Annotated in this window: 10 protein-coding genes; 4 read left to right on the top strand and 6 right to left on the bottom strand. The window is 67.5% G+C overall.

Going from position 1 to position 11,776, the window contains the following annotated elements; all coding sequences use genetic code 11:
- Positions 1-15 precede the first annotated feature (15 nt).
- The 4 genes from AC1DNC_RS05375 to AC1DNC_RS05360 form a co-directional block, all read right to left on the bottom strand.
- Complete coding sequence (locus AC1DNC_RS05375) at positions 16-2,265, bottom strand: ABC transporter ATP-binding protein (protein WP_476861511.1); 2,250 nt, start codon at positions 2,263-2,265, stop codon at positions 16-18.
- On the bottom strand, positions 2,262-3,227 hold the full coding sequence (locus AC1DNC_RS05370; RefSeq protein ID WP_476861510.1) for an ABC transporter permease: 966 nt from the start codon (positions 3,225-3,227) through the stop codon (positions 2,262-2,264). The genes AC1DNC_RS05375 and AC1DNC_RS05370 overlap by 4 nt, the downstream gene beginning before the upstream one ends.
- A gap of 2 nt (positions 3,228-3,229) precedes the next feature.
- Positions 3,230-4,216 (bottom strand): ABC transporter permease, encoded by a 987-nt coding sequence (locus AC1DNC_RS05365; RefSeq protein WP_476861509.1) that lies wholly within the window; start codon positions 4,214-4,216, stop codon positions 3,230-3,232.
- A gap of 362 nt (positions 4,217-4,578) precedes the next feature.
- Positions 4,579-5,232, bottom strand: coding sequence for a TetR/AcrR family transcriptional regulator (locus tag AC1DNC_RS05360; RefSeq protein WP_476861508.1), 654 nt, complete (start codon positions 5,230-5,232; stop codon positions 4,579-4,581).
- Between the two features lie 124 nt (positions 5,233-5,356).
- On the opposite strand from AC1DNC_RS05360, the gene AC1DNC_RS05355 reads away from it, so the two are divergent.
- From AC1DNC_RS05355 to AC1DNC_RS05345, 3 genes are all read left to right on the top strand, one after another.
- Positions 5,357-5,920, top strand: a complete 564-nt coding sequence (locus AC1DNC_RS05355) for an NAD(P)H-dependent oxidoreductase (protein ID WP_476861507.1) — start codon at positions 5,357-5,359, stop codon at positions 5,918-5,920.
- 125 nt (positions 5,921-6,045) lie between these two features.
- Positions 6,046-7,338, top strand: coding sequence for an aminotransferase-like domain-containing protein (locus tag AC1DNC_RS05350; RefSeq protein ID WP_476861506.1), 1,293 nt, complete (start codon positions 6,046-6,048; stop codon positions 7,336-7,338).
- Between the two features lie 65 nt (positions 7,339-7,403).
- The gene (locus AC1DNC_RS05345; protein WP_476861505.1) at positions 7,404-7,835 is read left to right on the top strand and encodes a universal stress protein; all 432 of its coding nucleotides are present in this window, start codon (positions 7,404-7,406) and stop codon (positions 7,833-7,835) included.
- A gap of 68 nt (positions 7,836-7,903) precedes the next feature.
- Here the strand turns inward: AC1DNC_RS05345 and AC1DNC_RS05340 are convergent, their stop codons facing one another.
- Positions 7,904-9,493 carry an AMP-binding protein gene (locus AC1DNC_RS05340; protein WP_476861504.1) on the bottom strand — a complete coding sequence of 530 codons (1,590 nt, stop codon included), beginning with the start codon at positions 9,491-9,493 and terminating at the stop codon, positions 7,904-7,906.
- Positions 9,494-9,719: 226 nt separating this feature from the next.
- Here AC1DNC_RS05340 and AC1DNC_RS05335 point away from each other — a divergent pair, with 226 nt between their 5' ends.
- Positions 9,720-10,058, top strand: coding sequence for a hypothetical protein (locus AC1DNC_RS05335; RefSeq protein ID WP_476861503.1), 339 nt, complete (start codon positions 9,720-9,722; stop codon positions 10,056-10,058).
- 168 nt (positions 10,059-10,226) lie between these two features.
- Here the strand turns inward: AC1DNC_RS05335 and AC1DNC_RS05330 are convergent, their stop codons facing one another.
- Complete coding sequence (locus tag AC1DNC_RS05330; protein WP_476861502.1) at positions 10,227-11,771, bottom strand: dihydrolipoamide acetyltransferase family protein; 1,545 nt, start codon at positions 11,769-11,771, stop codon at positions 10,227-10,229.
- Between the last annotated feature and the right edge of the window lie 5 nt (positions 11,772-11,776).

Here is an 11,776-nt window from a genome sequence, read left to right as displayed (position 1 = left end):
GTGCGGTTTGGTGCGTCAGAGGGACTCGTGGACAACCAACATGTCCGCGTCCAGTTCGCCGTCCGGATAGAAACAGGCGAATTGCTGGTCTGTGGGGGCCGACGCCGGGGCGTCGGTCCGGGGGCTGCCGGCCGCGTGGCCGGTGGCGGGCGCCGCGGCTGCTTCCAGCGGCGGCTCCAGGGTGAGGCACTTTTCCTGCTTCGCGGCAGGAAGTGCGGCAAAGACGGGGCAGCGCGTGGCGAAGTTGCAGCCCTTCGGCGCATCCAGCGGCGAGGGCAGGTCGCCCTGCAGGATGATGCGTTCGCGGCTGCGTTCCAGCTGCGGGTCCGGGACCGGGATCGCGGAGAGCAGCGCCCGGGTATACGGATGGCGCGGGTTGTCGAAGACGCTGTCCACGTCCCCGATCTCCACGATTTTGCCGAGGTACATGACGGCCACGCGGTTGGAGATGTGGCGCACCACGGACAGGTCATGCGCCACCATGAGGTAGCTCAGCCCCAGTTCGGCGCGGAGCTTATCCAGGAGGTTGATGACGCCGGCCTGGACGGAGACGTCCAGCGCGGAGACTGGTTCGTCCAGGACCACCAGTTTCGGGTTCACCGCGAGGGCTCGGGCAATGCCGATGCGCTGGCGCTGGCCGCCGGAGAACTGGTTCGGGAAGCGGTTGACGTGGTCCGGCTGGAGGCCCACGAGCTCCATCAGCTCCATGATCCGCTTCCGGATGGCAGGCTTGGCCATTCCGGAGTTCTCCAGCGGTTCGGCCAGCACCTCATAGACGGTGAAGCGCGGATCCAGGGCGCCGGTGGGGTCCTGGAACACCATCTGGAGTTCCTTCCGCATGGCGGCCTTGGTCTTGGCGTCCGAGGCGGCTTTGTTGCTAAGGCCGCCGATCTTCACCTCGCCGTCCTGGTCGCGGTGGAATTCCATGATTTCGAGCAGCGTGGTGGTCTTGCCGCAGCCGGACTCCCCCACGATCGAGAAGCATTCGCCCTCGCGGATATCGAAGCTCAGTCCGTCCACGGCCTTGACCGTTCCGATCCGCCGCTTGAGCAGGGCTCCCTTCATCAGCGGGAAGTGCTTCTTGACCTCCGTGAGCTCCAGGACGGCCTTGCGCTGGGCACGCGGCACGGAGTCGAACCGGGATACGGGCACCTCGGGGGCGTGGAAGATCTCGTGGACATCCACGTCCGCGCCCAGGGCCTCGGACTTGATGCAGGCCGCCTTGTGCTCCAAGGTGCCGTCGCCTGTTCCGCCGACCGGCCAGAGCTCCGGCTCGCCCTGCAGGCAGGCCCCGCTGACCAGCGGGCAACGCGGAGCGAAGGAGCATCCGGTGGGCTCATGGATGAGGTTGGGCGGGATGCCTTCGATCGGCACCAGCGAGGACTTCTCGGCCACGTCCACGCGGGGCACGGCGCCCAGCAGACCCATGGTGTAGGGCATCCTGGCGTTGTAGTAGATATCGTCGACGCTGCCGGTCTCCACCGGCCTGCCGGCGTACATGACCATGATGTCGTCGGCCATGCCGGCCACGACTCCCAGGTCGTGCGTGATCATCACGACGGCGGCGCCGGTTTCCTCCTGCGCGGTGTGCAGTACTTCGAGCACCTGCGCCTGGATGGTGACGTCAAGCGCCGTCGTCGGCTCATCCGCGATCAGTACGCGCGGGTTGTTGGCGATCGCGATGGCGATCATCACGCGCTGGCGCATGCCGCCGGAGAATTCGTGCGGGAAGGCCTTGAGCCGGTCCTTGGGGCTGGGAATGCCCACCATGGCCAGGAGCTCGACGGCGCGGGCCTCCTTGGCCTGCTTGCTCATGGTCGGGTTGTGCACCGTGAGAGCCTCGATGATCTGGTTCCCCACGGTGTAGACCGGGGTCAGCGAGGACAGCGGATCCTGGAAGACCATTGCGATCTCATTGCCGCGGAAGCGGCACATGGCCTTGTCGCTGAGGCCCAGCAGTTCCTGGCCCTTGAGCAGGACCGAGCCGGTGACCTCGGCGGTTTCCGGCAGCAGGCCCATGATGGCCATCGAGGTGACGGACTTGCCCGATCCTGATTCGCCGACAATCCCGAGGGTTTTTCCGGGCATCAGGTCGAAGTCGACGCCGCGCACCGCGTGCACCACGCCGTTCTCCGTGTTGAAGCGGACGTTGAGGTCGCGGACGGAGAGCACCGCACCTGCCGGGGCGTCGCCCGCGGAGTGCAGCCCGGCGACGTGCAGCCGTTCGGCGGTGCTGGCTTCGGTGGGGGTGGTGTCGCTGCTCATGAATTCTTCTTCTTTTTCTTGGCGCTGCCAATGGAGCTGGAGCTGGGGTCGAACGCGTCACGCAGGCCGTCGTTCATCATGGCGAGCGAACCGGTCAACAGGAACATCACGGTCAATGGCACCCAGAACATCCACGGGAAGGTGGACACCTGCGAGGTGGCCTGGCCGATCAGCACGCCCAGGCTCACGTCCGGAACCTTGATGCCGATGCCGATGAAGGAGAACGCGACCTCGGCGAGGATGGCGCCGGTCACGCCGCGGGTGATGTCCAGGACCAGCAGCGAGCCGATGTTGGGCACGAGATGGCGCCAGACGATGCGGCGGGCCGGGATTCCCATGTACTGGGCGGCCTTGACGAAGTCACGCTGCATGAGCGACATCGAGAGCGAGCGGATCAGGCGGGCGGTGCCCATCCAGTTGAAGATCAGCAGCACGATGATCAGCAGCATCCAGCTGGGCAGGTTCTGCTGCAGGCCGTTGCCGCCGCCGCTCGTGGCCACGGCCACGACCAGCAGGGCCGGCATCATGATGAGGGCCTCCAGGATGAAGAGCATCACCTTGTCGACCTTGCCGCCGAAGTAGGCCATGGTGCAGCCGTACACCGCGGCAATCAGCACGGAGACGAGGCCGACGACCAGGCCGATCAGGATGGAGACCCGGGTGCCTTCCACGGTCAGGGCGTACAGGTCGATGCCGGCCTGGGAAGTGCCCAGCAGGTGCTCCGAGGAAGGGCCCATGCCGATGTTGAAGGGGTCGATCGTCTCCTTGTCCCAGCTGGAGAAGATCCCGCCGATCAAGGACAGCACGGTGAGCAGCACGAAGATCGCCAGCCCGGTCACGGCGGTCTTGTTGCGCAGGAAGCGCCGCACGATGATCGTCGACTTCGCGATCACGACGTCGTTGGTCTCGATCTTGGCTTCTTCCGCGACGGCGGCGGGATCGATGGCGTTCAGGTTCGTCATGGCTACTGCACCCGCACTCTCGGGTCGACAAGGGTGGTGGCGAAGTCGGCGAGGATCGCCCCGATCGCGAAGATCACGGAGCCGTAGGCGAGCGTCGCCGTGGCCGCGTTGACGTCCTGCAGCGCGATCGCGTCGATGCTCCAGGAACCGACGCCGTGCCAGGCGAAGATCTTTTCGGCGAAGAAACCGCCGGCGAAAATGGCCGGGATGGTGAAGGCGATGCTCTGCGCGACCGGGATGAACGAGACGCGCAGGGCGTGCCGGGTGATGGCCTGGTTGCGGGTGAGGCCCTTCGCCCGGGCGGTGCGGACGAAGTCGGCGTTGACGTTGTCCAGCAGGTACTGCCGCTGGGCGATCTGGTAGGCACCCCAGCCCACGATCGTGATCGCGAAGGTCGGCACGGCATAGTGCGCCAGCATGTCGAGGAACTCGGCCCAGCCGTCACCGTCGAGCCCGGGCGTGGAGATTCCCGTGACGAACAGGAGGCGGTCGCCCACGGCTTCGTTGATGTTGATCGCGCCGAGCTGGACGAGGAAGTAGGCGATCGGGGCGGGCACGATGTACACGAGGTAGCTGTACGAGGTGATCGCACGGTCGGAAAACTTGTATTGCCGGGCCGCGGTGTAGACGCCGAGCGCGACGCCGATGATCAGGGTGAGGATGATCGAAGCCAGGAACAGCCGGGTTGAGATCCAGACCCGGTCGCCGAACTCCGCGTTCACGAAGGCGCCGTTCGGGCTGCGTCCCCAGTCCCAGCGGGTGACGATTCCGGTAAGCCAGTCCACGTAGCGTTCCCACGGGCTCAGGGCGGGATCCAGGCCTTTGAGCCGGAAGGAATTGGCGACCTGTTCGGGCGTGGGGCGCGGAATTTTTTCCTGTTCCAGCAGTGCCGGCTTCAGGCTGGTGACCGCCAGGAAGTATCCGGCGCTGGTGGTCAGGAAGATCATGAACGCATACGTGACGGCACGCTTGGCAAGGTATCGGAGCATGGGACTAGTTCAGGATCGCCGTTGCCCGCGCGGGGCCGGACGCCGCGGGACGGGCTGGACCAGCCTGTCCGGGAGCCGGGGTCGTTACAACATTCACAGCATGGATCCTTCCGTCGTCCCCCCACGCGGCAGGGGGTTTCCGCTGCCACTCCGGGATCTCGGCCAGCGGGTATCTGGCCGCCCGCAGGCCTCTCGGCCAGCCCAGTGGGGCTATGTTGCGGGTCACATTCCAGAGGAAACTACCACATAGAAATCGCGGGGAGGCGCGCCGAACGGGACGAAACGGTGGTCCACTACCAGATCGTTATGAATAACTCACTTGGATTGATTTGACTTGGCATTCCGCTCCGGGCGGGGTTAGCCTACGCGCCGCACGCCACCCTCGTGGCCAGCTCCCGCCACGACTCGATGAGCGCGTCCGGGGCCACACCCTGGACCCTCACCGCATGCAGGATGCGCTCCGGCTCGAGCGTCGCGCTCAGGGCGCCGGCCATCAGCCAGCAATCGGCAGTGACTCCGGCTTCACGCAGCAGCAGTTCCAGGTGCCGGCGCCAGAGCACGGCCGGGGGCACATCGAACCGGTTGTGCGCCGAGGCGTCGGCAGCGCGGGCGAGTTCACCGAATTCCAGTACCCAGGCGATCCGTTCCGCACCGCAGGCGATGAGCCGCTGCAGGGGCGGCGCGCCGGGGCCCAGCGGCGGCGGCCCGAACATGAAGCGGCCCTGGAACTCGGCCTCGGCGTCGCTGAGCAGGGTCATCATTAGGCCCGCCCGGCTGCCGAACCGCCGGAAGACGGTCCCCTTGCCCACCCCGGCGCGCCCGGCAAGGGACGCCATGGTGAGGCCGTCCGCCCCGCATTCCTCGATCAGTTCGCGGGCGGCCCGGAGCAGCAGCTCGCGGTTGCGGGCGGCATCCCGGCGCTCGGACTCGGCGCCGCCTTGCACGCCCGGGAGGTTGCCGGGGTGGTCGGCGGGTTCGGCATTTTGCCCGCCGGGGCGGATTGGGATGAGGCTCACAGCGCCCATTCTAGCCCCGGGGAATAATAACCGGACCGCAGTCCGTTTAGCATGGATGAAGGCTTCCCAAGCCTCCGCGACCACCAGCCGCCGAAAGCCCCGCGGCGAGAAGCAAGGAGTTCCCATGACCACCAACACCGTCCTCACCTTGGTCGGCAGCCTGCGCGCCGGCTCCACCAACGCCCAGCTGGCCGAAGCCATCCAGCTCAACGCTCCGGAGCAGGTCGAGGTCGTCATCCACGAGAGCCTCGGCAACATCCCGTTCTACAACGAGGACATCGACGTCGAGGGCCAGGTCCCGGCCGCCGCAGCAGCGCTGCGCGCCGCCGCCAACGACGCCGACACCCTGCTCCTGGTCACCCCGGAGTACAACGGCACTGTGCCCGCCCCGCTGAAGAACGCCATCGACTGGCTCTCGCGCCCCTTCGGTGCCGGCGCCCTCAGCGGCAAGCCCACCGCCGTCGTCGGCACCGCCTTCGGCCAGTACGGCGGCGTCTGGGCCCAGGACGAGGCCCGCAAGGCCGTCGGCATCGCCGGCGCCAAGGTGATCGAAGACGTCAAGCTTGCCGTCCCCGGCTCGATGGTCCGCTTTGCCGAGGTCCACCCGAAGGACGACGCCGAGGTCGTTGAGCAGATCAAGGGCGTGTTCGAGGCGCTGGCCGAGGCCCGGACCGCCGACGCCGCCTAAGCCCCACAGACTGACACCCCCGGCAGTTCCCCCCACTGCCGGGGGTGTCCTGTATCCGGATCCGGTCCAGCCTCCTTGTGAACAAAAGTTTTCCCCCTGACAACGCTGGCCTGTATCCTAGGACTGTGACCCACGAAACACTTGATGCCGCCGCAGAGTTCCTTCCGGCCGAGGCAATTGACGCAATCGAACGTGCGGCTACGTCCGCCCACCGCCACGAGAAGCTTTTCTCGGAGCGCGCAGCAAATATCAAGCAATCGGCCGTCCGAGACGTCTTCGACATCTCCCTGAGGCCGGGCCTCGTGTCCCTCGCCGGCGGCAGCCCGTACCTGCAGTCCCTGCCGCTGGAACGCCTCGGCCAGTCCGCCGCGAAAATCATCGCCGAGCAGGGCCTGACCGCGCTTCAGTACGGCGGCGGGCAGGGCACCGAGGAACTCCGCACGCAGATCTGCGAGGTCATGGCCGCCGAGGGGATCCTCGATGCGAAGCCCGAAAACATCGTCATCACCGCAGGCTCCCAATCCGCCCAGGACGTCGCCACCAAGGTCTTCTGCAACCCGGGCGATGTGGTCCTCGTGGAGGATCCCACCTACGTCGGCGCCCTCAACACTTTCGAGGCCTACCAAGTGGAGGTGGGCACGGTGCCGATGGACGAGCACGGGATCGTCCCGGACCTCCTGGAAGCCAGGATCGCGGCCCTGCAGACCGCCGGCAAGACCATCAAGTTCCTCTACACCATCCCCAGCTTCAACAATCCGTCCGGAATTACCCTCGCCGCCGAACGGCGGCAGCAGGTCGTGGATATATGCCGTAACGCGAATATCCTGGTCCTGGAGGACAACCCGTACGGCCTGCTGCGCTTCGATGGCCAGCCGCTGACCCCGCTGCGGGCCGGCAACCCGGATGACGTGATCTACATGGGTTCCTTCTCCAAGATCTTCGCCCCGGGGCTGCGGATCGGCTGGGCCCTGGTCCCCGCCCACCTGCAGCGCCGCTATTACCTGGCCTCGGAAGCCGTCACCCTGTGTCCGCCAACGCTCAACCAGATGCTGGTGTCCGCCTACCTGCGCGACTACGACTGGCGCGGCCAGATTGCGACCTACCGCGGCCTGTACCAGGAACGTTGCGAGGCCATGCTGGCGGCGCTCCAGGAGCACATGCCGGAGGGGCTGAGCTGGACGCGGCCGGAGGGCGGCTTCTTCATCTGGGTCACCCTGCCGGAGGGAATCGACACGTATCCGCTGCTGCAGAAGGCCATTGACGCCGGCGTGGTCTTCATTCCCGGCGCGGCATTTACCCACTCCGATGAGCCCTCCAACAAACTGCGGCTCGCGTTCAGTGCGGTGCCGCCGGAGGCAATCGAGGAAGGCGTGCGGCGCCTGGCGCCGGTACTGCGGGAAGCTGTCGCGGCGTTGTAGCCTGAACTATTGCTGTGGACCAGACCGTGCCTGACCCTATTCAAGCGTGACCAGAGGAGTCTCTTATGACCGGAATCATCGTTGTCGGCGTCGATGGCAGTGAAACTGCCCTGAAAGCGGCCCAGGCCGCCCGGGACCTCGCCGTCTCGCTGGGAGCCACGCTGCACGTGGTCAGCGCCTTCGACAGCGACCGGACGGAGGTGTTCGGCAGCGGCAGCGACCGGTTCATTGTCTCCGATGCCGACGGCGCCGAAAAGGTGGCCAAGGGCGTAGCCGACAGTCTCCGGACGGCCGAGATCAACGTGACCTACGCGGCGGCCCGGGGCAAGCCGGCGGAAGCGCTGATCCGGGAGGCGGAGCGCTCCGACGCGCGGATGATCGTGGTCGGCAACCGCCGGATGCGCGGCTTGGGGCGCGTCCTGGGCAGCGTTGCCAACAGCGTGGCCCACGGCGCCCCCTGCGACGTCTACATCGCCAAGACTGACAGCGCCGACTAAGCGTAGAGGTGCCGGCGCGGCGGCCATAGGGCTGCTGCGCCGGCACCACTGCTTTTAAGCATCCACTTTCAGGCGTCCACCGCTTTGAGCATCCGGCGCAGGATCTTGCCGGACGAGGACTTCGGCACGGCGTCGATGAACTCCACGCGCCGGATCTTCTTGAACGGCGCCACCCGTGCGGCCACGAACTCCTCCACGGCCGCTTCGTCCAACTGCTCGCCGTCGGCGTTCGGTTGGCGCACCACGAAGGCCATCGGCACCTCCTGGCCGTCGGCGTCGGCGGTTCCTACCACGGCGGCGTCGGCGATCCCGGGGTGGGTGAGCAGCAGTGCCTCAAGCTCGGCCGGGGCGATCTGGTAGCCCTTGTACTTGATCAATTCCTTGAGCCGGTCCACGATCGAGACCACTCCGTCCGCCCGCACCGTGGCGATGTCCCCCGTGTGCAGGAAGCCGTCAGCGTCGAGGGTGTCCGCCGTTTCCTCAGGCCGGTTCAGGTAGCCGAGCATGACGTTGGGGCCGCGGCACAGCAGGTGGCCCGGGGCGCTGGTTCCTTCCGCAGGGACCTCGATTTCCTCGCCCGTGGCCGGGTCGACCAGCCGGCAGTCCATGTTGGGGACGGTGTAGCCCACCGAACTGACCGGGACGTCCGCCGCATCGACGGGGATCAGGTGCGAGACGGGACTCATCTCCGTCATGCCATAGCCCTGGAGCACCCGGCAGCCCAGGCGTTCGGCCAGCCGCGCCCCCAATTCGCCGTCCAGCGGGGCCGCCCCGGACAGGGTGGTGTGCACCGAGCTCAGGTCGTAGTCCGCAACCAGCGGGTGCTTGGACAGGGCCACGGCAACCGGCGGGGCGATGAAAAGGTAGCTGCATTTGTGGTCCTGGACCATCCGCAGGAATTCCGCGAGGTCGAACTTCGGGATCGTGACCAGGCGGGCGCGCTCCCGAAGGGCCAAATTCAGCAGCACCGTGAGCCCGTAGATGTGGAAGAACGGAAGCAGCGCCAGCAGCCGGTCCTCCGGCCGGACCTTGAGCAGCCCGCGCGACTGTTCCACGTTTGCCACGAGATTGCGGTGGCTGAGCATTACCCCTTTGGGCCGTCCGGTGGTTCCCGAAGAGTACGGCAGCACGGCGAGGTGAGTGGCCGGATCGAAGCTGACGTCCGGGGCGGGTGCGCCGCTGCTGAGCAGGTCCGTCAGCGAGGGGTGGCCCTCGGCGCCGTCGAGCACCACCAGCCGTTCCGCCGGTATGCCAACCTGCGCGGCCGCCTCCTGGGCGGCGGGGAGCAGGGTGGAGATGGTGAAGAGCCAGCTGGCTCCGGCGTCGGTAAGTTGTTTCGCGATCTCATCTGCCGTGTAGAGCGAGTTGACCGGCGTGACGGTGGCGCCGGCCCGGAGCAGGCCGTGGAAAACGACAGTGAACGCCGGAATGTTCGGACAAAGGATGGCGGCGACGCCGTGGATGCCCAGCCCCTGTGCTGCGACGGAGCCGGCGAGGCCGTTGATCCGATCCCGTAGCTCCCGGTAGGTCGTTTCCGCTCCGCTGGTGCCGTCCACGACGGCGACCCGGTCCAGGTCCGCCTCCTGCAGGCCGCCGAAAAGGTACTCGTAGAGACTGACGTCGGGTATTTCCACGGCGGGGAACGGGCTCGAGAACACGCAAAATCTCCTTTGATCGGCGTTCGCCGGCTCGGCGGCGGCTGGTGCCACTCTAGTGCCGCCGCGCCGCTTCGGGACAGGATTCCAGGGGATTTGACCGCCGTCACCCTGCTCCGTGGCCAGCCTCACCGGGATTTGGCCCCATTCGGCGGGGTGCGCGCCGGTAAAATTGGAGGTGCCCCCGATGGTGCGGACAGTCCTATCCGCCCACTCACGGGGAGAAACCATGCCTGTTCTTCAGCGCCGCCAGCTCGTCGGCCACGACATTCTGCTGGCCCGCCACGGAAACCACATCAGCACCATGCGGGTGGACCGCGCCGCCGGCCGGGTGGTGGCCTACCTCGACGACGGTTCGGTGGACAGTGCCCCCAACCTGATCTCCCCGGCGCTGCGGATGCCCGATACGGTCCGGAGCGTCCTGCGCGAGGACTGGAAGTTCCTTGCCACGGTGACGGCCGCCAGTTTCGGCTTTGCCGGCGTGGTGTTTGCCGCCGCGGCAGCCGTGGCAGGCTGGGGCGGCGACCCTGCTGTGGCCCAGCTGTTGTCCGCTTATTCCGGTACCTAGCCGCACGTCGGCTGGCCCGGCCGCGCCCTACACCCGCGCGGACGTTCCCGCCCAGTTACTGCGTGCCCGCCGCCGGTACGCCCCCGGGAAACCCGGGGAACTCCGCGGGTGCGGGATCGTCCGTACCGGACGAACTGGGCGGGAGCGTCCGAGGGGCCCCGCCCCGGCTCAGTCCAGCAGCAGGGCGGGCTCTTCGAGGATGGCTGCGACGTCGGCCATGAAGCGGGCCGAGAGGTCCCCGTCCACCACGCGGTGGTCGAACGAGCCGCCCAGAGTCGTGATCCAGCGCGGAATCACTTCGCCGTCGAGCACCCACGGCTTCTGCTTGATGGTGCCGAAAGCCACGATCGCCACCTCGCCGGGGTTGATGATCGGCGTCCCCGTGTCGATGCCCAGGGCGCCGATGTTGGTGACTGTGAGGGTGCCTCCCTGCATCTGGGCCGGCTGGGTCTTGCCCGCCCGGGCAGTGGTGGCCAGCTCGTTGAGGGCCAGCGCGAGTTCCTTGAGCGAGAGGTCCTGGGCGTTCTTGATGTTCGGCACCATCAGGCCGCGCGGTGTTGCGGCGGCGATGCCAAGGTTCATGAAGTGCTTGACGTGGATCTCGGCGCTGTCGCTGCCGTCTTCGGCGTCCACCCAGCTCGCGTTGACGCTGGGGTTGCGTGCCGCGGCCCAGATAACGGCCTTGGCGAGGACCAGCAGCGGGGAGACCTTGATGCCCTCGAAGTCCCGCGAGGCCTTGAGCCGCTTGACGAACTCCATGGTGCGGCTGGCGTCGACGTCGACGAAGATGCTGACGTGCGGTGCCGCGAACGCGGACTCCACCATGGCCCGCGCGGTGGCTTTGCGGACCCCCTTGACCGGGATGCGCTCGATCCGCTGTTCCTGCGGGCGGCCGGTCTTGCCCCAGAACGAATCCGCCTTGTCCACCTCGGCGTCGCGCTGGGCCTGGTAGCTGACGAGGTCTTCGCGGGTCACCTCGCCGCGCGCGCCGGTGGGGACGACGTCGGCCAGGTCAATGCCGAGGTCGCGGGCGATCTTCCGGACCGGGGGCTTGGCCAGGACGCGGTTGACGAGGCCCGTGATGGCCCCGCCCAGCGTGGGCCGCTGGTCGACGGCTGCTTCCTCCGGACCGGGGACTTCCGCGGCCGGAACCGTTTCCGGGCTGATCCAGATGTCGTGGGCCTCGATCCCGGCCCGCTCCACCGTCGGAGCCGGGACAGTCGCAGCCGGTGCGGTCGCAGCCGGCGCGGAGATCCGGCGGCGGCGTTTGACGGCGTCGGCCTTGGGGCCAGAACCCACCAGCGGGCCGCCGGCCGGGGGTCCGGCAGACTCCCCGGCGTCGGATGCGTCGTGCTCCAGCTTTCCGTACATCGGGGCGTCGGGAGCCGGCGCTTCGGTAACCGAACCGGGAGCGGGCGCGGCAGCGGCGGTCGCGGGGGCGGCCGCGGCAGCGGCGGGCACGGCAGCGGCAGCGGCGTCGGAGACGCTGATGATCGGCGTCCCGACGTCGACCGTCACGCCTTCCGGAACCAGCAGCTCGGTGACGGTGCCGGCGTACGGCGACGGGAGCTCCACGAGGGACTTGGCGGTCTCGATTTCGCACAGCACGTCGTTGACGGCCACGGTGTCGCCGGCCTTGACCTTCCAAGACACGATTTCGGCCTCGGTCAGGCCTTCGCCCACATCGGGAAGGTTGAACTTGTTCACGGTCATGGAAA

The sequence above is a fragment of the Arthrobacter sp. 01N442 genome (genome assembly GCF_056399345.1).
This window is presented reverse-complemented; position numbering and strand designations above follow the sequence as displayed.

Excerpts from the sequence above, each read along its gene's own strand:
- AC1DNC_RS05345 (WP_476861505.1), top strand. The coding sequence starts at position 7,404 with ATGACCGGAATCATCGTTGTCGGCGTCGATGGCAGTGAAACTGCCCTG.
- AC1DNC_RS05375 (WP_476861511.1), bottom strand. The coding sequence starts at position 2,265 with ATGAGCAGCGACACCACCCCCACCGAAGCCAGCACCGCCGAACGGCTG.
- AC1DNC_RS05370 (WP_476861510.1), bottom strand. The coding sequence starts at position 3,227 with ATGACGAACCTGAACGCCATCGATCCCGCCGCCGTCGCGGAAGAAGCC.
- AC1DNC_RS05355 (WP_476861507.1), top strand. The coding sequence starts at position 5,357 with ATGACCACCAACACCGTCCTCACCTTGGTCGGCAGCCTGCGCGCCGGC.
- AC1DNC_RS05365 (WP_476861509.1), bottom strand. The coding sequence starts at position 4,216 with ATGCTCCGATACCTTGCCAAGCGTGCCGTCACGTATGCGTTCATGATC.
- AC1DNC_RS05330 (WP_476861502.1), bottom strand. The coding sequence starts at position 11,771 with ATGACCGTGAACAAGTTCAACCTTCCCGATGTGGGCGAAGGCCTGACC.
- AC1DNC_RS05335 (WP_476861503.1), top strand. The coding sequence starts at position 9,720 with ATGCCTGTTCTTCAGCGCCGCCAGCTCGTCGGCCACGACATTCTGCTG.